Raw genomic sequence first — 19,605 nt, forward strand, 5'->3', positions numbered from 1 at the left:
AAGCCTTTCCTGAATTACTTTTCATGCACGCTGCAGTTGGCACGGGATGCAAAACGCTCTCGCGTCCCGAGCAGCCGTTCACAACACGACTTTATATGAAGGAGACGAGCATGCATAATCGATATCGCTATCTAAAGTCGAGGGGCGCTGGTTGCCTCATGATTTTGCTTTTAGCCGCGTGTGGTGGTGGCAATGACAATTCGGTGAATCCGCCCATTAGTGACGCCACTAAAGCCATTCTTGATAGTGACCCTGCAAGCTATGCCACACTTGCCCCAGTCAGCACCGACGGGTTCAAACTGCTTGGCCGCCTCAAAGCGAGATCCACCGCTGAACTGAAGGCGCAGGGACTGACGAACACTTTGATGATCGGGGGCGAAACCACCGATCGCAACTTCAGTACTTTTTCCAACTGGAAAGAATTTCTAAATCCGCTGGGCACTACCAAGGTACGTATCCAGTCTGGGTGGAACGACATCGAACAGACGATCACGACACCGCCTACGTATAACTTCGCCAAGCTCGATGAGATTGTCGACGGAGCCATTGCGCAAAAGACCGAGCCATTGATTTTCCTCGGCTACGGAAACGTCAGGCCTGGCTGCGTCGACTGCGGCACTGCAAGTTTGGGTGGTAAGTTTCCCACCGGGGCTGGAAAAGAAAAATTTCTCAAGTTTGTTCAAGCAACCGTTTCCCGTTATAAAGACAAAGTGCACGATTGGCAGATCTGGAACGAGCCGACAAAGGACCTGGACATCTACAAATCTTTAATCGTCGACACAGCGAAGGCGATAAAGAGCGTGCAACCTGACGCAAAGATTATGATCGGCTCTTGGTACACTGTTCACTATGCTTTGACTTGCATTGAGAACTGTGGCGCTGGTGGGTCAAACCAGGCAGACCGCGACTACATCCTTCAGTCGCTACAGTATTTCAACGATAATAAGGGACCGACTGTACCGAGCAGCGACGTCTATGTCGGCTTCCATCCGTACACTACGAGCGTCGACTATGAACACGTCCCGTCCGACAACACAAGCATGAATAATTTTCTGTCTTTGATCCAGAAATATGGATTCAAAGCAAGGATGGACGAGAATGGGGCGCCTTCGACACCGTGCCAGACATATGCCATGTGTAATCAAGGCACGCTTCTTTGGACGGAGCAAAATCAGGTTAAATATAACCTACGACGCGTGCTCGGTGATCTTGCGCGAGGCATCGAAACCAGCATGTTCACCATAACGGACCTGCATTACGACGATGCGAAGAACACTAAAGGCTTGTTGGCCACGGGTGAATGGGATCCCAATAACGACGCGCCGTTCTTAAATGGTGATCAACGAGTTAAAGGCAAAAAGTTGGCCTACAACGCTTTTCAGAATGTGACGGCGCTGTTCGACAACCGGATGTCGCCATACCCGAATCATGGATGCACTGTCCCGGTCGGCTATACGGTGCACGCGTGGAGGCAACACACGCAAAATCGCGACTCCACGGTGTTGGCCGTATGGAAGATGACAACCTTGCCCGTCGCTGATGGAGCAGAAACACGCTCATCAGTCTCGCTCAAATGCACTGGGATCGGCTTCACCGAGAGCCCTCGCTACGTCGACATGATGGACGGCAGAGTCTATGAGATGCCGGCATTGAGCGCCCAAAGCAACGCTTCCGCGACTTTTTCGGTCCCTGTCGCGGATTGGCCGGTGCTTATTGTCGACTCATCGGTTGTTGCTGGCAGTCTGAGATGAGGTAATCACGAGCGCGTGTATTGCTGTTTCGGTTGTCGGGGCTGGCCGGTCGGCGTCGTCGGAGACGGCGCGGCGTAAAAGCTAAGAACGAACAGCCGGACTTGACACGCGTATCCAACGAGTTCGACCGGGATGCCCGCCGCCAGTGCGGCGGGCGCATAAAATTCCTGAAGTCGATGATTCGCCATGGCAAAAGCGTCTTTCCGGCGCACTGCTTCAACCGGAAACCTTCGTGAGCGCGTTGGGGTTGCGCGAATGACGTTCGCGACTGGAATCGCCGGCTACCCCGGCCCGGGCAAAATCAGACGCCGGAGGGTTCAGCGCGACTCGCACCCTTTCCCGGCCTGTGACGTTCTTGGCCTTCAACTGGAGCTTCGCAGCGTCTGCGGCTGCGGCCCGGAGCGCCTTGATCGCGTCGATACTACCCCCACTCACGCGCCGGTGATGCAAACCCTGTCCAGTATGTACGTTGGCGATTCCCTTACAGTGCTTTGAGCGCTTTCTCGAAGAAATCAGTCGTACCGAAATTGCCGGACTTAAGCGCGAAGCCGATCGCTTCGTCGGCATTCGCACCGATAGATTGCGTCGCGGGCACGCCCGGATCGATCTGCGGCCCGATGCGCAACAAGCGCACGTCCAGCGCCTGCACGACCGCGCCCGAGGTCTCGCCACCCGAAACTACAAATTTGCGTACGCCGGCGTCCCGCAGCCGACGCGCGATCGACGCGAGCGCCTCTTCGACGAGATCCCCCGCCTTCTCGACGCCCAGATCCCGCTGCACCGCCTTCACTTCATCGGGCGATGAGGTTGCGTAGATCAACACCGTTTCGTCGTTCCCGAAGTGCTCGCGCGCGAATTCGACGGCGTTTGCCACCACCGGCCCGCCACGTGCGAGCGCCATCGGATCGATGCGGAAGCTCGGCTTTGATTCACGCCAGCGCGCGACCTGCGCATTCGTCGCCTTCGATGCGCTGCCCGCCAGCACAACCGACTTGCCTTCGATCTTCGGCAGATCGGCGGCATGTTCCGCATGCGCGAGCAGATTCGCCGCGCGGAAGTTCTGCGGCAGCCCAAGCGCGATGCCCGAGCCGCCCGTGATCAGCGTAAGGTCGCGGCACGCTTCGCCAAGCGTGTAAAGATCGGCGTCGGACACTGCGTCCGCGATCGCCAGGCGCACGCCGCCCTTCTTTAGTTCGCCGATGCGCGCGCGGATTGCGTCCGAACCCTTCGCGATCGTGTTGTAGCGAATGAGTCCGACCTTCGATTTCGTCTGCTCTTGCAGTACGCGCACGAGGTTCGGATCGGTCATCGGCGTGAGCGGATGATTCTCCATGCCCGATTCGTTCAGCAGCACGTCGCCGACAAACAGGTTGCCGCGAAAGATCGTTCGTCCGTTCTCGGGAAACGCGGGGCAGGCGATCGTGAAATCGCCCTCGGGTTTGTCAGACAAGGCGTCGAGGAGCGCATCCGCGACCGGACCGATGTTGCCTTGATCGGTGGAATCGAAGGTCGAGCAATATTTGAAGAAGAACTGGCGGCAACCCTGCGCGCGCAGCCATTGGAGGGCGTCGAGCGACTGGCTCACGGCGCTGGTGGCGGCAATGGTGCGCGACTTCAGCGCGACGACGACCGCGTCCGCCTCGATCTGCGTCCCCGCCTCCGGAATGCCGATGGTCTGCACCGTGCGCATGCCGCCGCGCACGAGCATATTGGCGAGATCGGTCGCGCCGGTGAAATCGTCGGCTATACAGCCCAAGAGCGGTAGACGGCTATTCTCCATTGATCCATCCGTAATAAGCGTTTTCGGGATGATCCGTGAGCAACACAAGTCGCCGGCACTCAAGCCTTGTATTGCGCCTGCCGGCGCCCCCGAGCGTGGGGAAATATTCTCGTCTCTTCGTCGAGAGGGTACTCGTTGGCCTCCGTCGGATTGCAGACGTCGCAGGCAGCGGCAATTCCCTACGAATCCTCGATTCCGAAAAGCCAAGAGACACCGGTGGCCGCCAGAACTCGTCGGACCCGGTTCATGTGATTAAGCCTTGCCCCTTTGATGCACACTTCATTTTCCTATTTCATCCCAGCCGTTCGCTGGTGCCCATTGGCCGTCATGGGCACCCGCTCCGCAAGCCTTTCTGCGAGTTAGTGGACCGTCCGCTCGGTCAGGCCCCGGCGCGACTTTCGACGTGAGCAAAGATCTGCTTCCAAATCGACACCTCATCAGTGAGGAAGTACTCGGTCATCACTTTGCCCTTCGTTATATTCGCGTGCGCCATACCCATCACGTAGACCGGCGCACCCGTGGGCTCGCCGAAATGCCCGAAACCGCTATGCGTGCCGGTTAAAGACCAGCGCACCGCTGCCCGTACGGGCTGCTCAGGCTCGCGATTTACCCGCGCTGTCTCAATCTTGAGTTCCGCATCCGGAAACGATGCAAGGTATCCAAGCGCAAAGGTGTCGATGTCGCCATGTCCGTAGAGCACGTCGCCCCCCGGCGCATGGAATGCCGCACCGTGGAAATACATGTCGCGGATGATCGCGGTCTCCTTGTCATGCCACAAGCGCTTCATACCCTCCAGATATCGAGCGAGTGCCTCGTCGTCCTGCAATGTCGGCTTATAGCGGCTGGGCTTGTCGTGCGCAGGAATAAAAAAGGAGATCGGTTGAGCTTGACGCAGTTCCCGGTCGGTCATTTCACGCGCAAGTGAACGAGCGTCCGTGCCAAGGCAACGAGCGAACGCCGCCTGATCGCGCACGAGCCATTCTTCGACCACGACCTGATCCCGTACCCAGCAATCGGCGATGATACGGCTGCGAACCATCCGGCCCTGAGCCCTTCCCAGAATCCCATCCCCCGTATGCCGCATAACCGACGTAAGCCGATGCGACGACAGGAACGTGCCATCGCCATACGGCGTCCATATGACGTCTTCGCCAACCAATTGGCGGTCGGGAAACTGATGAAGCGTCTGCAAGGTTTGCGCGGTCACCCCTCGATTGCTGTCGGTAAAACCGGTGGCTGCACGAAGCAGAATATCCGGCGCGTAGTACTTCTGCAGACTGCCACCGATTCCACGGTCTTCCCAAATCTCCCGCGTGATTCCATAGATGAAGTCTGGAACATCCTTATACGAACCGAGATCCAAGTTCACGTAACTATCTCCCTTTCAAAAATCAATCCAGATCGCTGGGACCGCGTCAGAAACGATGCCGAATACCGGCTACAACGGCAAGCTGTTTGTCCGTCGATGAAGCCGTGTTGAACGCGAGTTGCGCAACAGCGGGCGCGCCGACGGAATTCGTACCACTCGCATTCTGTCCGTAGGCCCACAAATAAACATCCGTGCGCTTCGACAGGCTGTATGTGGTACCGAGGTTGACCTGACGATAGATGGCCCCCGACTGCCCATTCACCGAGTTCGCACGGGTGTAGATGAATGCCGTTCCCGCCGTAAGCGCCGGGCTGATCCGAAGCAGGTAGTTCAATTCGAATGTATTCAGAACTGCCGTCCCCGCATAACCTTGTGGGTTAGGACCGGCCCCACTGCCAAGCTCCTTGAACGAAACATTACTGAAGGTTCCCCCAATTGTCGAATTTCCGATCACATATGACGCTCCGACGGCTGCGATTTGCAGCGTGCGAGCGGAGACGAAACCCGAGTAGCTCAGGCCTGACACCGTAACCCCGGTAGTCGTTGGCGTGCCGTCGTAGACAGAAGTATTCGGGCGGTCAATATGAGAATAAGAGCCCGCAATCGAGAAGGCACCGGCCGTGTAGCTCAACGCGCCGCCGTAGGTACTGTTGTTCGAGATCGAACCGGGTGTTCCGCCAAATGAATAAACGGCGCCGAATTTCAAGCCGTAGAACGAGGTACTTACGAACTTCGCTGCGTTGTTGAGCCTGAAGCTCGCGTTGAAATTGTTGTTATCGCCTGGCTGCGTGCCAGGACCGCCCGACCATGCGTAACCGGATTCGAACGGCCCAATGAAGTCGGTTTCGAAGTCGTACTGGCGCCCAAACATCAGGTTGCCGTAGGGCGAGGCGATGCCTACCCACGCCTGCCGGCCGAAGAGCCTGCCGTTTTGCCCCAGCTTGCCGTTGTTCGAGTTATAGCCATTTTCAAGCTGGAATATCGTGGCATAGCCTCCCCCTAGATCCTCCCGTCCTTTGAAGCCGAAGCGCGATGCACTCAACGTCCCACTCGCGAGCGCGTATGTGTGACCGCCCGCCTGATTCGTGGTGTATTGAAAGGCTTCGTCGATAATGCCGTAAAGCGTAACGCTGCTTTGAGCATGGGCGCCTGAAGCGGCAGCAAAACAGGCAATAGTGAATATCATGCGGTTTGTCTTCATTTGCATTGGGCTCACTAGATATGGCGTGTCATCGGCTAATGGGCGGGATGATTCCCCGGAATCGATTTGTCACTCAAAATAGTCATCTATTAAGTAGTACACCTACTCATAAGAGATGAAAGGGTCGTTGCGAGATTAGACTGAACTAACGTTGTCCGACGCTCATCCAGCGATTCATCGCATCAGTGCAAAGGTCCGCGGCTTCCAGCGGCACAAAATGGCCGCAACGCGGAATCGCCACACTTATCGCGTGAAGTAGCGCCGCCTTCATCTCGACCTGGCGTTCCAGCGGTGAAACCCGATCCTCTTCTCCATACACCAAGAGCGCGGGCACATCGATTGACGACAACATGGGCCGTGAGTCGGCACGGCACCGTGCGTAGTTCGTTTGATGCGCAAATCGCGATGCGCTCGCGTGCGCCATCGCGACGATCAGCTCGTGGAGTTCCGCGCTGCGTTCGCAATACTCGGATAAGTAATGCGGCAGTAGTTCGTCCCGCAACAATCCGTCGAGGTCGCCACGTAAGGCGCGCGCCGACTGCCGGGTCCGGGTCTGCCGATTAGCTTCAGGATCCGGGCGCGCGTTGCTCGCCACCAATCCAATCCCCGCAATGCGCTCGGGCGCCCGTCGATAGAACTCCAGCGCCACAATGCCCCCCAGTGAGAACCCAGCGAGAAAGAAGCGTGGAGGCAAACCGGCGAGAAGGTGAACAACCTCCGCCTCAATGGAGGGCTTCTGTCCGAGCGGGCAAACGATGACGCGCCGCTCGGGCGAGAACGCTTTCACCTGGGCGCTCCAAAGGCGGTGGTCGCAAAGCGTGCCCGGTAAAAGAACGAGCGGGAGCTTGTACGTCATGTCAGTAGCCGGCGCCTGCGCTGACGCTCTTGCCACCGCGTGCTGCGATCAGACGCGCTGTACTGGCCGACGCCAGCGCATTGACGTCGTTACCCGGTGTCACGAGATGGAAGCCCTGCTCCAAACGCCGGCGCGCAGTGTCGCCGTCACTGCAAAAGATGCCCGCAATCAGTCCACGCTGGCGCACGGCCTCGACGATGCGTTCGATCGCCTGCTCGACTTCCTCCGCGGGTTGCGCGGATGGCGTCACCCCGAGACTCAGCGCGAGATCGTTAGGTCCTACATAAACACCGTCAAGCCCCGGAGTATCGAGGATCGCATGCAGGTTTTCCAGCGCGCGCCGAGACTCGATCATAGCGAGGGCAATGATCGTCTGATTCGCCTCGGCAAAGTAATCCGCACCACCATAAAGCAGCCCCCGAGCCGGACCGAACGAACGCGTTCCAGCGGCGGGATAGCGACAGGCCGCGACGAATTCCGACGCCATCTCAGGCGTATCGATGGACGGACAAATCACGCCATAGGCACCCGCATCAAGGAGGCGCATGATCTCGGGCGTGTTGAGCGATGGGCAGCGCACGAGCGGGGTGGCCGAGGTGATGCTCACCGCTTGCAACATCGCAACGGCCGAGTCGAAGCCCATCATCCCGTGCTGCATGTCTACCGTGACGGAATCGAACCCCTGACTTGCAACCACCTCGGCAGCGTAACCGCTCGGAATTGACAACCAAGCATTGACAATCGGCTCGCCGGCAATAAATTTCTGCTTCGCAAGATTGGGGCGCATGTCTGACTTATCTCCTGTATGGCTGCGTTATTCAAAATACGTTAGCTTTGCTGCGTGGCCGCGATACGTTGGCCGCTTGCGCCGTCGAACCAAAACAGCTTCGCGGGTTGAGGATGCAGGCTGATGCGATCGCCGTCGGCATAGCGGATGGCCTTATCGCCTTTGACCACGAAATGCTGGCCGCCGATCTTGAGCGTGATGAGCGTGTTGTCGCCCAGCAGTTCGAACGCGTAGATGTCAGCGTTGAACGAGCCGGGTGTCCCCCCGCCGCCAATCACGACGTCTTCCGGGCGCACGCCGAGCGTAAGAGGGCCGCTCCGCGGCGGGACGACGGGCAAGACGAAACCGTCGGGCATGACGAACTGCCCCTCACGCCCCTCCCCGTTCAGCAGATTCATGGCAGGCGAGCCGATAAAGGCGGCCACGAAGGCGTTGGCGGGCTCGTTGTAGATGCGCTCAGGCGCGTCGATCTGCTGAAGCACGCCATCTCTCATAATCGCGACGCGCGACGCAAGCGTCATCGCTTCGACCTGATCGTGCGTAACGTAGACGGTGGTCACAGCCAGTTCGCGGGCCAGATGCTTGAGCTCGGCGCGCATCGTTCCCCGCAGCTTTGCGTCGAGGTTGGAAAGTGGCTCGTCCATGAGAAATACACGCGGGCGGCGCACGATCGAACGTGCGAGCGCCACGCGTTGACGCTGACCGCCCGATAGCGCTGCAGGCCGACGCGCCAGCAGATGGCCCAGTTCAACGCGCTCGGCCGCGCGCTTCACCTCGCGATCCCTTTCTTGCCCTGACACTCCGCGTAGCTTTAACGGGTACGCAATGTTGTCGTACACGCTCATGTGCGGGTAGAGGCCATAATTCTGGAAGACCATTGACACATCGCGCTGGCGCGGTGGGATTCCGTTCATGCGCTGCGTATCGAACATAAGGTCGCCATCGGTCGGGTCTTCGAGACCGGCGATCATACGCATCGTCGTAGTCTTGCCGCAGCCGGAAGGGCCGAGCAGCACAAGGAATTCGCCCTCGGCGATGTCGAGGTTGAGATCCTTGACGGCGTGGGATCCGCCCCAGGACTTGTTGATACGATTCAGTGTAACGGTGGTCATGTCGGTTCGCCTTGAGTGGGTCGAAGCAGTAATGGTGACTCGAGCGATTAGCGTTTATCGCACTGCACCCGCTGTAGTGCCGCGAATCAGGTATCGCTGCATAAACGAGGCGAAAAGGAACATAGGCAACATGATTAGTATTCCTGTTGCCGAAAGCAGTTGCCAGAGATCCCCCTCCTCACGATTGAAGAGACCCATCGCTACGGGCAACGTGACGGCATCTTCGGAAGTCAGGATGACGGCGATAATGAAGTCGTTCCATGAAAGAATGAAACAAAAGATGCCTGCGGTGACGATGCCGGGGAACGCGATAGGCATGATCATCTGGTACAGGACCTGAAGGCGTGTGGCCCCGTCGATCAGAGCGGACTCTTCAATATCAATCGGAATTTGATCGATGAATCCCTTGATCATCCAAATCGCAAATGGCATCACCATCGCGGTCTGCACGACGATCAGAGCGATCCGCGTGTCGTACATGCCCAGGTCCCGAAACATCAGAAAGAACGGCAACACGATCACTACCGGGGGAAGGAACTGTGTAGCGAGTACCGCGACCATCAGTGACTTATGTGCAAACAGCCGGAAACGTGAGAACGAGTACGCGGACGCGGTGGCAATTGGCAGCGTAATTGCCACGGTCGAGCAAGACACGATCAGTGAGTTCAAGAGCTTGTCTTGCACCCTAAAGGGTTCCCGCATGATCTCGATGAAGTTGTCGAGCGTTGGCGTGAAAGCCACGCGCAACTGGTAAATGTCGACGTAATGTTTGAACGCGGCCGAGAAAATCCACAGCAGCGGTAGCACGATCACGAGGAACACGAGCGCCATCGCGAGGCCCCGCCCGATCGTTGCGAGTCGGGCACGCATCGGGCTTGGCGCGCGATAAGTACCGATAACTTGGGAACGGGTGTCTGGCATCACGTCGCGCAGTGATTTTGTGGTCATCGGCGGCTCCTTATTTTCCACGCTGGGTCAGGCGCACGTACAGTACGGTGAGCAACATCATCGGAACCACGAGCAGCCAGCCGAGCGCCGACGCATATCCCATATTCAGGTACTTGAAACCCTGGAAGTAAATGAAGTGCGTGAGGGTTTGCGTCGCCTGACCAGGACCACCGTTTGTGATCATCACCACTTGGTCGAAGACCTTCAGTGCAAAAATGGCTTTGAGCACCATCGCGATAGCGAGCACCGGGACGAGTTGCGGTAACGTGATCGAGAAGAACACCTGCATTGAGTTCGCGCCGTCGATTTCGGCTGCTTCCTGGCTTTCTTTCGGCACGGACGCGAGCGCGCCAATAAAGATCAGCGCAAAGTAAGGCGTCCAATGCCATACGTCGCTCGACAGCACAAGCCAGAAGGCGGCGGTGGGATTGCCAAGCACGTCGACATCCTTCAGATGCAACGCACGGCTGACCGCCCCCGCCAAGCCGAAATCCGCGTTCGCCATGAAGCGCCACAGCGCGCCGATGAGCGCTGGGCTCATTGCAAAGGGCAAGATCAAAATCGAGCGCAATACGGCGCGCACGGCTCCGCCTCGAAAGAGCAATACCGCGAGAGCGAGCGCAAAGCCCACGGTCAATGCAACGGACGCGAGCGTGAATTTCGCGGTAACCCATGCCGAGTTCCACATCGACGGGTCGGTGAGCGCGCGGGTGTAATTTTCGAAGAGGTAGCCTATCTGTGACCACCCGTCCGACGGCGCCCATAGCGATTTTGATTCGTTCGCTCGGCCGAGATTCCAGTCTCGGAAACTGAGGTAGAACGTCGTAGCCAGTGGATACAACGCCGTCCCGAGCACAATCACCACTCCGGGGGTCACCAGGCCGTATTTCGCCAATCGTTCAGACATGACTCGTTATCCTTAGAAGACGCTCTTAGCGCAGCGCACGCTGCACGACATGGTTCGCGCGTTCTGCGGCGTCACGCATCAGCGTATCGACGTCTCCGCCGGACACCGCTTGATTGATCGCCACCGACGCCAGGTCGGCCACTTCGGGCCAGTACATCACCTCAGGCATGGGCGCCGCGTTGCCTTCCAGCGCGACGGCTGCGGCCGCCTGGATTTGCTCATTGGCCGCGTTGACCTGAGGATCGCGTAAGCTCGACCACCGGTTGACCACGCTGTTAACAACCGCATACCCGTTCACGGTGCGCTCGATCGCGTTACGCTTGTCGAGATCCGGATTTGTCACCCACTTAATGAAGGCCCAGGCTGCCTCCTTGTGCTTCGAATATCTTGATATCGACACGGGCATCACGTTGATCACTGTGGTAGGCGGATCACCGGGCTTGTAGGCAGGCATCGGAGCGAATCCGACCTGTGCCTTCGTAAGCGTTGAGTCCCTTGGATTAGTCGCAGCGGAATACGCCCATTGCCAGATCGGCAAAATTGCACTGCGCCCCTGCTGGAATGCGACGCGTGCGTCTTGCTCGACGTTGGAGGTTGCGCCCGCGCCGCATAGGTTGTGCTTGGTGTAAAGCTCGACGTACTCGAGCGTTGCTTTCATCGCTGCAGGCGATGTCCAAGCTGGATACCCCTTCGCATCGAGAATCTCACCTCCCGCGCCACGTACAAAGTCTGCCCACGCGAATAGATTCTGCCGATTGCCGTCGGCTCCGTAATAGCAGGCAAGCGGCGCAACGTCCGGATAGGCCGCGCGAATCTTCGGTCCTGCATCGATGATGTCCTGCCATGTGCGCGGCGGCCCCAGCCTGAGCGCGCTAAAGATGTCCTTGCGATAAAGCAGCATCTGCACGTTGCTGCGCAACGGAATGCCGTAGAGCTTCCGGTCATGCGTGACCGCCGCAAGAAAGGCAGGCGGATAGTCGCTCAGGTCGAAGCTGTCGCGCTTCACATATTCGTTGAGTGGCTCGAGCCAATGCGCATAGGATGCGCCCCATTGATCAAGGTAATTGACGACATCGAAGTTGCCGTTGGCCGCCACGCCTACGCTCGTCACCTTTTCCTGTAATGCTTTGAAGGGCACGAACGACCAAGTGACCCGGATGCCCGTTGCGTCCGTAAATTCCTGCGTGCGCTTCTGAAGCGCAGTAAATTGCGGCGTTGATACAGCCATTACCTTGATCGACTCTCCTGCGAGCGGCTTGCTATCCGTCACGCCGCGCGCTGTCTGATCTGCTGCAATGCTTTCGGGGCCGAAGCCCGCTATCAACGCACTTAGAAACGCCGCGGATGCGATACAACGCAACATGGGATCTGCCTCCATTGCGCAAAGCACTTCGCGCTTCGCATTATCTTTCTCGCGCGCTCTTGCCAAGGATGTCCGGCGACGCGCTTTGATAACAATGTGGACCAGTCAATTTGTTCTGTCTAATATATTATTTGTTTGACTTTCATCTTTTTTTTGAATGAACCATGGTCGACCTCCGTCAACTCCGTTACTTCGTCGTGTTGTCTGAAGAGTTGAATTTCGGCCGCGCCGCGGCTCGCCTGCATATCACGCAACCGCCGCTAAGCCAGCAGATCATGCAGCTCGAGGCCGAGCTGGATACAACGCTTTTCATCCGCGGGAAGCGCCCGTTGCGATTGACTCACGCTGGCGTCGAATTGCTGGCGGGTGCCCGCCGTCTGTTGGCACAGGCCGACTCTGTCGTCGAACACGCCAAGCTGGCAGGACGCGGCGAGCGCGGCCGCCTGGGAATCTGTTTCGTAGCCGGTGCACTGCCGCAGCTATTGCCCGCGTGCATCAGCGAATACCGAAAGCGCCACCCCGACATCCGACTTGAGCTACGCGAGGGCGTGACCAATAAGCAGCGCGAGGCGCTGCTCGCAGGTGAGATGGACGTCGGTTTTGCGCGCCCGATTGCGGGCGATAGTGGCGAGTTGAGTACCCGACGGCTGATCAGCGAACCCATGATGCTCGCGCTGCGCGACGACCATCCGCTCGCCAAAATGAGGCGCGTGCCAGTCCCAGCGCTTGCGTCTGAGCCGCTCGTTCTATTTAGCCGCAAGGATGCGTTCTACTTCTACAACATCGTTTCAGAGATCTTGCAGCGCGCCGACGTGACGCCCGAAGTCGTTCAAGATGCGACGCAGCTCTACACAGTCGTCGCCTTGGTGTCGAGCCGCATCGGCGTCGCCATCGTGCCGGCGTCCGCGCGACACATGCGCTTTCCTGGAGTTACGTTTCGTCATCTAGACGTCGACAAGCTTCCGAACGCCGAGCTCGACCTCGTCTGGCGCACCGACGACGCGCATCCGGCGCTGAAACATTTCCTCGATATCGCGATGGACCAGGCGGTCCGATACTCAAAATCCAACCGCGGCTGAAGACGGCATAGCGTTAGGCCCTTCCCTTTCTCGGTGATGTGCACTACTCTATGCATTCGAATGCACAACTGGACAGCTGAGGATTGAGATGACGCGATACATCACGGTGAACGAGGCCGACGCGAGCAAGCGACTGGTCAAACGTCAAGACATGGTCCCCTGTAAAGTCGCCTTTATCGACTGCAAGATGAAAGGCTCGGATCTGAAAGAAAATTATTCGTTGATCGGCGCGGGGGTCACGCAAAGCGAAGACCAAGTCGTAAATATTCAGGAGCCGCACGGCTTTAGTCTCGGCGTCGCCGCGATGCCGCCAGGCGTGGTCAACAATTTGCACGTCCACTACACCGCCGAAGTCTTTATGATTTTCAAGGGGCGCTGGCGCTTTCGCTGGGGCGCCAACGGTGACGAAGGCACGGTGATCGGAGAACCGGGTGATGTGCTGAGCATTCCGACCTGGATTTTTCGGGGCTTCAGCAATGTCGGCGATGACGACGGGTGGATTTTTTCGGCCCTTGGGGGCGACGATACGGGAGGAATCATCTGGCATCCGTCAATTCTCGAGCAGGCGGGAAGGCACGGCCTGTATCTGACCAAGAACAACATGCTGGTTGATACGAGCAAAGGCGCGCCCAAGCCTTCGCCCGAAGAACTGATTGAACCCATTGACGACGACGCACTCCGGGGTCTTCGCCGGTACGCGCCGGAAGAAATGCGACAGCGCCTGGTGAAGGTCGACGATCGGGTATGGTCGCAGCATGCGCTGCTCGACAGTGTGCTACCCGGCCACGGCGCAGAGGTGGCAAGCGTCATAGGCTTTGGCATCTCACAGGATCGCAATGCGCAGCCCGCTGTGGCCAATCCGCACGGATTCTCCATTGAGTGGCTTCGGGTCGGTGTGGGTGAGCAGATTGGAAAGCATGCGCTCGACACCAAACAGGTATTGATCGTGTTCGAAGGAGCAGCAGAAATCACGCTCAATGACGTTCGACATGAGACGCGCGTAACGGTACCGCAGCAGGCTCTGTTTTCTGTGCCTGCCAATGCATGGCGCTCCATCCGTTCGGTCGGCGACGCCCCTTTGCTCATTGCGGCTATGACCAGCGGCGACCAGAAGAAGCACATCGAATGGGCGCCCGAAATCGTGGCAGCAGCAGCAAACGAAGGCTGGGGCGTAGACCACAATGGCTATGTCGCTCCCCTGCACCTGTTACCCTATGAATTGCGCAAAGCCGCGCAAGCGCTTTGAACGGAACCGAGGGCTAAGGTTAGAATCGCGTCTTTGCCGGTTTTCCTTCGTATATGGCGCTGACAAAATCGAAATCGCCCCGCACTCCCAGGGCGACGTCGTACGACGTTGCACTCGCGGCGGGGGTTTCCCAGTCGACCGTTTCGCGCTGCTTTCAAGACGACCGGCGAATCTCCGCTGAGACCCGAGCGCAGGTGCTGGCGGTTGCCGAAGAGCTCGGGTACAGGCCGAACTCGCTCGCCCGTTCGCTGATTCTCGGGCAGTCAAACGTCATTGGGGTGATCGTCACGAAATACACCTTGCGCTTCAACCCGGACGTGCTATACGCAATCGGTGAAGCGCTGGCGACGCAAGGCGTAAAACTGCTCCTTATCGCAGTAGATGATGACGCATCGGTTCATCATGCGCTGCGCGATACGGCTGACTTCCCGCTGGATGGCCTCATCTCGTGTGCGTCGATGGAAATTGCCGATATCGAAAGTTTCCAGCGCCATGGAGTGCCCGTCGTATTCTTCAACCGGCAGTCGTCCTTCAAAGGCGTCGACAGCGTTTCGACCGATAATGCGGCGAGCGCGCGTGAAATAGCCGATGCGTTATACGACGCGGGACACCGCCGTTTTCTATGCATTGGAGGCCCCGCCGGGGCACCGGTCAGCGACGCTCGCGTCGACGCTTTTGTCGCTCGCTTGCACGACAGAGATGGCACTTCCCTTCATCTTGTCCATTCCGACTTCTCCTATGATCAGGGACATGCAGTGATGCTGGAGCACGGGGCATCTTCAAAAGCCCCGTTCGAAGCGGTCTTTTGTGCAAACGACCAGATCGCGCTCGGTGTACTTGACGCATGCCGGTTCGAATTGGGTCTTTCAATTCCCTCGGACATTTCGATCGTTGGTTTCGACGATATACCGGAGGCTGGACGACCTACCTATCAGCTAACCACAATACGACAGCACGTGGACCAACTCGCCGCGGAGGCAGTTCGCCTTTTGTCGACGCGACGTGAGGCGCCAGGGCTTAAGCGAAGAGCCGTGGTTGTTCCCGGGGTCCTCGTCACGCGGGCCTCGGCTCGCTTGATTCGAGGCTAGGGCATAGACTGGTAGTGACTTTCAAGACCACTGTTGGGCGCTCCGCTGTCCCCCCAACCGTATCCAAGCGCACCCGCAAGCCGAACGTTGACCGGGCTTGGAAACTGTATACGTCACCGCCGATGCGTCAGATGATGCGTACACGCCATCCTGGCCGATGCGCCGCCACCGCAGCCCTAGCATCAAGCCCGCTAGCTGCTCCTGCGCGAGCGCCTGCTGCTTCGGTTTCGCTGCCAGCGCGGGGTCAGACGAATTGCCCCTGATTCAGCCGCCGCGCTGCCTGCCATCGTGGACGAGCACCTTCAAGCGGTTGGCGCGGCGGTTGGTAACAGATAGGCGTGGTGCGGATGCGCGGCACCGAACGCCGTCACCACGCGCGCCAGTGCCGTGTGTAAGCCGGCTCGCATGTCCAGCCGATCGACTGCCAGCCAGATTTCGTCGACACGAATCAACGCAGCCACTCGCGTAGCAACGTCGCGCATTGCGCGGCTTCCGAGACCGGCCAGCTCACCGTTATCACTGATGGCCCCGGCGAACTTCGACACGGATCTCGGTCGAGGCTACCTCCTTTGCCCACATAGCACAGGGACGAACACTGCAGGGTGTCGATTCAGCCTCCGCAGGACGCCAGGACAACTTTGAAAGTCTGCCTTCTGCCTGATCAAGCCAGCGCCGCAGCAGGTTCGCGTTGTGCTGATGTTCCAGCGCGACGACGGCGACTGAAACGCCGGTTACTTGGCAAGCGGCGACAACCCGCGCCTTGAATGCCTCGGTATAGCACCGGCGGCGTCTTGCATGCTCAGACCACCGGTACCAGGCACATCGCGCCGTGCAATGACACTTTCGTGTTATACAAAACCATTATCGTGTTTTTTAAACACGCGATTCGTTAGGATAATGAAATGTCAAGGCTTGTCGAAGAAAGCTTCGGCGGAGACATGGAAGCGGAAATATGCGCAGTCCTGGGGGCCGATATTCGTGCAGCGCGGGCGCGAAAAGGTCTAAATCAGGACCGAATGGCTGAACTGGCACACGTGCACGGGAACTACTTGGATCGCATCGAGCGTGAGGAGAGAAACATATCGATGGAAAGCCTCTGCCGGTTGGCACGGGCACTGGGCTGCCAACCTTTTGAACTGCTGCAGCCGGATTTCACGCCGACGGTACAACGCTAGCTGCGTCCGTAACTATGCGTAACGACAGCGGGCAGTTTTTCAAGCAATTGACTTCCAAACGGAAAATTTAAGGCTACCTTCACAAAGCCGCGTCCAATCCCTGAAACGCTTGCGGCGGAAGGCAGCCGGAGTCGAACCGACCAGAGAGTGTCTGACACCCCCTACCGGGTTTGAAGCCCGGCCGCACCACCGGATACGGATGCCTTCCTTCTGGACCCACGACAAAGCATGCAGGCGTTCGATTATAGCGGCGCCTCCTCACCCGCTACCATCACCCGGGCGCGAACGCGGCTGTCTGCGCCGCATCAACCGATAAACGCAATACAGCAACCCCGCCGCGAAGAGCACATCCACCACCGTCGCGCCATGCGATTCGAGCGCGAGCACCGCGAGATGCAACTGCCGCTCGAACAGCGCGCCGCCCAGCAGCCAGAACGACGCCCACGCGACGATCCCTGCCGTATCCCAGAAGAAGAACGCGAGCACGGCGATCTGCGTCGTGCCCATCAGCGGCGGCGTGACGAGTCCGAGCCCCGGCACGAACTTCGATACCGCGACGATCGGCGCGCCGTGCCGCTCGAACAACTCGCCCGTCGTGCGCATGCCGCTATCGACCGCATACGATCTGCGCGACAGCGCCGCCACGAGCCGCCGCCCATAGATGCGGCCCGCCGAAAACCACACGCTGTCGCCGAGCAGCGCGCCGCACAGCGCGGCGAACAGCACGTGCGCGAAGGACAATCGCCCGCTCGCCACCGCCGAGCCCGCGAACACGAGCAAGGGCGCGGACGGCAGCGGCACGCCAAGACGCGTCAAGAGGACGTTCGCGAACACGGCCGCGCTGCCCCATTGCACGATCGCCGACGGCGGAATCTGGATCAATCGGCACCTCTCGATCGCCTGCGACGCATCAGTCGAAACATCATTCGGACCTCGACTCGACGAGCATCACCGGCACGTTGCCACATCCCGCGCTGCTCGCAATTTCGATGCCGCGCCAGGGCGATCCCTCGCCGCGATCGAAAGCCATTGGATCGACACGCCGATCCGGTCGCAGCACGTTGAACGGCCACGACGGACGCCGCAAGCGCTCGTGCACGACCGATCCGAGCCAGATCGGGGCAGGCGCCGTGCCCCCGCCCTCGCGCAACGCGTAATGCGTCGGCCAGAAACGCAGCACGTCGCGCTCGTCGGCGCCGCGAACCGAGCGCGCGAACACGAGCTTCGACGGCTCGCCGTTGTTCAGACGCGGCAACGCGGGCAGATCGATCGCGGGCGCATTCGGCAGCACCACGGACATCACGCTTTTCAAGCTGACATGCGACACCTCCGTCCAGCCGCGCGATAGCAACTGCCCACGAATCTGCTCGGGCGTCGCCGCCCATTGCACGGTGATCGGCTCGCGACGGTCGCCCTCCATGCTCGCCCGATAACACGAAAACGTGCGCCATACCGTATCGGTCCATTGAATCGGCGTGATGACGATGGTCGATGGCGCCGCGCTGTGCGCCTCGGTCTCATCGCTCAGTTGCAATGCGACGCTCGCGCAGATCACGGCCAGCACGGCAATCGGCATCAAGGGCCGCGGTTTCGGCTTCGAGGGATTGCGCCATACGGCCGTGAGCGCGATCAGGAAGACCCACACGGCCGCGAGCGCCGTGCTGCCGAGCGCATCGGAGATCGTGAAGCGGCCGAAATACAGTCCCGCGACGCCGACTGCCGTGACGATCGCCGAGGTCGCCGTCGCGATGCACACGCCCGTCAGCAAGCCCACGCGCCGCAGCAGCAAAAACGCGAGAAAGCCGTAGATGACGACGGTGGCCGCCACATGGCTGCTCGGAAAGCTGTGCTCCGTCGGCGCGAACGACATGAGCACCGGCTCGCGTGCGGTGAAGCGGATCGCCGCGACCAGCAATTGCGAAAACGCCACCGCCACGATCCAGTACGTGACCGTGCGCCAGCGCCGCTCGACGCTCATCCACACGACGACCATCGCGCCGAGCGCGAGCAGCGTTTGCGTGCTGCCGAGCGTCGCGGCGCCATCGAGAATCGAATCGGCCCAGGTCGAGCGAAACGATTGCAGCAGCCGATAGATCGACACATCCACCTGCACGATCGATGCGCCGCGCGCGACATTCGCCAGCACCGAGAAAAAGACGATCGCGGAGGCGAGCAGCAGCACCGAGATCGTCACGATGTGGCCGGTCGCCGGATTGCCCGGATCGAGCGCGCGCGACACGAGCCGCGCCGGCAGGCCGTTGCCCATGCGCGCCCACGCGAGCATTTTTTCGCGCGACGCGATGGTCCAGCGCATCGCGTGCGACACGATCAGGCGCGCTAGATTGAACACGATCCAGCCGAGCGCGGTGACGACGATCAGAATCACGACGAGCCGGATCGACACCGCGCCCGCCAGTTCGATCGACGCGCCGAACACGACGCCCGGCAGGATGTGCGTCGGCGCCCAGACGAGCGCGCTCAGGATGTTGACGGCGAGAAAACGCGCGGGCGTCATGCCCGCCACGCCCGCGACGACAGGCACGACGGCGCGCATCGGCGCGACGAAGCGCGCGAGCACGACGCTCTTCGCGCCGTGCGCATCGAAATACCTCTTGCCTGCGACGAGCGCGCCCGGATGCGCGCGAAACGGCCACATCTGCGCGATCGTGTCCGCATAGCGCTGGCCGAACCAGAAGCTCGCGGCGTCGCCCGCGATGGCGCCCGCGATCGCGCAGACGAATACCCAGCCGAGATTCAGCGCGCCCGCGCCGACGAGCGCCCCGGCGATGAACATCGCGGTGCTGCCGGGCACGAAGGTGCCGATGAACGCGACCGATTCGAGAAACGACGCAAGCAGCACCACCGCGAGCGCCCACTCGGGGTGGCCCGACAAGAGATGCAACAGCTTGAAGTAGGAATGCTCCATCGTGATCGACAGGCGAA

18 protein-coding genes and 1 tRNA gene are annotated in these 19,605 nt (G+C 59.5%); 5 read left to right on the plus strand and 14 right to left on the minus strand.

Annotated elements, in window-relative coordinates; genetic code table 11:
* Positions 1–110: 110 nt before the first annotated feature.
* On the plus strand, positions 111–1,751 hold the full coding sequence (locus NCS28_RS19985) for a hypothetical protein (RefSeq protein WP_250515484.1): 1,641 nt from the start codon (positions 111–113) through the stop codon (positions 1,749–1,751).
* 481 nt (positions 1,752–2,232) lie between these two features.
* Here NCS28_RS19985 and otnK read toward each other — a convergent pair whose 3' ends face one another.
* The 9 genes from otnK to NCS28_RS20030 all read right to left on the minus strand — a co-directional run bounded on the left by otnK (position 2,233) and on the right by NCS28_RS20030 (position 12,074).
* Positions 2,233–3,531, minus strand: coding sequence for a 3-oxo-tetronate kinase (gene otnK, locus NCS28_RS19990; protein WP_250515485.1), 1,299 nt, complete (start codon positions 3,529–3,531; stop codon positions 2,233–2,235).
* A 379-nt stretch (positions 3,532–3,910) separates the two neighbouring features.
* Positions 3,911–4,900 (minus strand): ester cyclase, encoded by a 990-nt coding sequence (locus NCS28_RS19995; protein WP_250515486.1) that lies wholly within the window; start codon positions 4,898–4,900, stop codon positions 3,911–3,913.
* 46 nt (positions 4,901–4,946) lie between these two features.
* A complete protein-coding gene (locus NCS28_RS20000) occupies positions 4,947–6,101 on the minus strand; it encodes a porin (protein WP_250515487.1) in 1,155 nt (384 codons plus the stop codon).
* Between the two features lie 145 nt (positions 6,102–6,246).
* Positions 6,247–6,957: an alpha/beta fold hydrolase gene (locus NCS28_RS20005; RefSeq protein ID WP_250515488.1), complete on the minus strand. Its 711-nt coding sequence runs from the start codon at positions 6,955–6,957 to the stop codon at positions 6,247–6,249.
* Position 6,958: 1 nt separating this feature from the next.
* The gene (locus NCS28_RS20010) at positions 6,959–7,744 is read right to left on the minus strand and encodes an HpcH/HpaI aldolase family protein (RefSeq protein WP_250515489.1); all 786 of its coding nucleotides are present in this window, start codon (positions 7,742–7,744) and stop codon (positions 6,959–6,961) included.
* A 41-nt stretch (positions 7,745–7,785) separates the two neighbouring features.
* Complete coding sequence (locus tag NCS28_RS20015; RefSeq protein WP_250515490.1) at positions 7,786–8,856, minus strand: ABC transporter ATP-binding protein; 1,071 nt, start codon at positions 8,854–8,856, stop codon at positions 7,786–7,788.
* Between the two features lie 54 nt (positions 8,857–8,910).
* The gene (locus NCS28_RS20020; RefSeq protein WP_250515491.1) at positions 8,911–9,804 is read right to left on the minus strand and encodes a carbohydrate ABC transporter permease; all 894 of its coding nucleotides are present in this window, start codon (positions 9,802–9,804) and stop codon (positions 8,911–8,913) included.
* Positions 9,805–9,814: 10 nt separating this feature from the next.
* Positions 9,815–10,711, minus strand: a complete 897-nt coding sequence (locus NCS28_RS20025) for a carbohydrate ABC transporter permease (protein ID WP_250515492.1) — start codon at positions 10,709–10,711, stop codon at positions 9,815–9,817.
* A 25-nt stretch (positions 10,712–10,736) separates the two neighbouring features.
* Positions 10,737–12,074, minus strand: coding sequence for an ABC transporter substrate-binding protein (locus NCS28_RS20030; RefSeq protein ID WP_250515493.1), 1,338 nt, complete (start codon positions 12,072–12,074; stop codon positions 10,737–10,739).
* Between the two features lie 164 nt (positions 12,075–12,238).
* On the opposite strand from NCS28_RS20030, the gene NCS28_RS20035 reads away from it, so the two are divergent.
* The 3 genes from NCS28_RS20035 (at position 12,239) to NCS28_RS20045 (ending at position 15,487) form a co-directional block, all read left to right on the plus strand.
* On the plus strand, positions 12,239–13,153 hold the full coding sequence (locus tag NCS28_RS20035) for a LysR substrate-binding domain-containing protein (RefSeq protein ID WP_250515494.1): 915 nt from the start codon (positions 12,239–12,241) through the stop codon (positions 13,151–13,153).
* Positions 13,154–13,241: 88 nt separating this feature from the next.
* On the plus strand, positions 13,242–14,399 hold the full coding sequence (locus NCS28_RS20040; protein ID WP_250515495.1) for a cupin domain-containing protein: 1,158 nt from the start codon (positions 13,242–13,244) through the stop codon (positions 14,397–14,399).
* Between the two features lie 53 nt (positions 14,400–14,452).
* Positions 14,453–15,487, plus strand: coding sequence for a LacI family DNA-binding transcriptional regulator (locus NCS28_RS20045; RefSeq protein ID WP_250515496.1), 1,035 nt, complete (start codon positions 14,453–14,455; stop codon positions 15,485–15,487).
* Between the two features lie 302 nt (positions 15,488–15,789).
* Here the strand turns inward: NCS28_RS20045 and NCS28_RS20050 are convergent, their stop codons facing one another.
* Together NCS28_RS20050 and NCS28_RS33365 are read right to left on the minus strand one after the other, a co-directional pair.
* A complete protein-coding gene (locus NCS28_RS20050; protein WP_250515497.1) occupies positions 15,790–16,032 on the minus strand; it encodes a hypothetical protein in 243 nt (80 codons plus the stop codon).
* Positions 16,004–16,339 carry a transposase gene (locus NCS28_RS33365; protein WP_350029803.1) on the minus strand — a complete coding sequence of 112 codons (336 nt, stop codon included), beginning with the start codon at positions 16,337–16,339 and terminating at the stop codon, positions 16,004–16,006. Before NCS28_RS33365 ends, NCS28_RS20050 begins: the two co-directional genes overlap by 29 nt.
* A gap of 50 nt (positions 16,340–16,389) precedes the next feature.
* Here NCS28_RS33365 and NCS28_RS20055 point away from each other — a divergent pair, with 50 nt between their 5' ends.
* Positions 16,390–16,662, plus strand: a complete 273-nt coding sequence (locus tag NCS28_RS20055) for a helix-turn-helix domain-containing protein (protein ID WP_250515498.1) — start codon at positions 16,390–16,392, stop codon at positions 16,660–16,662.
* Between the two features lie 115 nt (positions 16,663–16,777).
* Here the strand turns inward: NCS28_RS20055 and NCS28_RS20060 are convergent.
* From NCS28_RS20060 to NCS28_RS20070, 3 genes are all read right to left on the minus strand, one after another.
* Positions 16,778–16,870 (minus strand) — tRNA-Sec (locus NCS28_RS20060).
* A gap of 50 nt (positions 16,871–16,920) precedes the next feature.
* Complete coding sequence (locus tag NCS28_RS20065; RefSeq protein WP_250515499.1) at positions 16,921–17,544, minus strand: DedA family protein; 624 nt, start codon at positions 17,542–17,544, stop codon at positions 16,921–16,923.
* A gap of 40 nt (positions 17,545–17,584) precedes the next feature.
* Positions 17,585–19,588 (minus strand): bifunctional DedA family/phosphatase PAP2 family protein, encoded by a 2,004-nt coding sequence (locus NCS28_RS20070; RefSeq protein ID WP_250515500.1) that lies wholly within the window; start codon positions 19,586–19,588, stop codon positions 17,585–17,587.
* Between the last annotated feature and the right edge of the window lie 17 nt (positions 19,589–19,605).

Origin of the sequence: Caballeronia sp. INDeC2 (assembly GCF_023631325.1) — a bacterium.
Lineage (GTDB): Bacteria > Pseudomonadota > Gammaproteobacteria > Burkholderiales > Burkholderiaceae > Caballeronia.

Bases quoted from the DNA above. Each gene is read 5' to 3' on its own strand.
- NCS28_RS19985 (WP_250515484.1), top strand. From the start codon at position 111: ATGCATAATCGATATCGCTATCTAAAGTCGAGGGGCGCTGGTTGCCTC.
- otnK (WP_250515485.1), bottom strand. From the start codon at position 3,531: ATGGAGAATAGCCGTCTACCGCTCTTGGGCTGTATAGCCGACGATTTC.
- NCS28_RS20000 (WP_250515487.1), bottom strand. From the start codon at position 6,101: ATGAAGACAAACCGCATGATATTCACTATTGCCTGTTTTGCTGCCGCT.
- NCS28_RS20005 (WP_250515488.1), bottom strand. From the start codon at position 6,957: ATGACGTACAAGCTCCCGCTCGTTCTTTTACCGGGCACGCTTTGCGAC.
- NCS28_RS20010 (WP_250515489.1), bottom strand. From the start codon at position 7,744: ATGCGCCCCAATCTTGCGAAGCAGAAATTTATTGCCGGCGAGCCGATT.
- NCS28_RS20015 (WP_250515490.1), bottom strand. From the start codon at position 8,856: ATGACCACCGTTACACTGAATCGTATCAACAAGTCCTGGGGCGGATCC.
- NCS28_RS20020 (WP_250515491.1), bottom strand. From the start codon at position 9,804: ATGACCACAAAATCACTGCGCGACGTGATGCCAGACACCCGTTCCCAA.
- NCS28_RS20025 (WP_250515492.1), bottom strand. From the start codon at position 10,711: ATGTCTGAACGATTGGCGAAATACGGCCTGGTGACCCCCGGAGTGGTG.
- NCS28_RS20030 (WP_250515493.1), bottom strand. From the start codon at position 12,074: ATGTTGCGTTGTATCGCATCCGCGGCGTTTCTAAGTGCGTTGATAGCG.
- NCS28_RS20035 (WP_250515494.1), top strand. From the start codon at position 12,239: ATGGTCGACCTCCGTCAACTCCGTTACTTCGTCGTGTTGTCTGAAGAG.
- NCS28_RS20040 (WP_250515495.1), top strand. From the start codon at position 13,242: ATGACGCGATACATCACGGTGAACGAGGCCGACGCGAGCAAGCGACTG.
- NCS28_RS20045 (WP_250515496.1), top strand. From the start codon at position 14,453: ATGGCGCTGACAAAATCGAAATCGCCCCGCACTCCCAGGGCGACGTCG.
- NCS28_RS20055 (WP_250515498.1), top strand. From the start codon at position 16,390: ATGTCAAGGCTTGTCGAAGAAAGCTTCGGCGGAGACATGGAAGCGGAA.
- NCS28_RS20070 (WP_250515500.1), bottom strand. From the start codon at position 19,588: ATGGAGCATTCCTACTTCAAGCTGTTGCATCTCTTGTCGGGCCACCCC.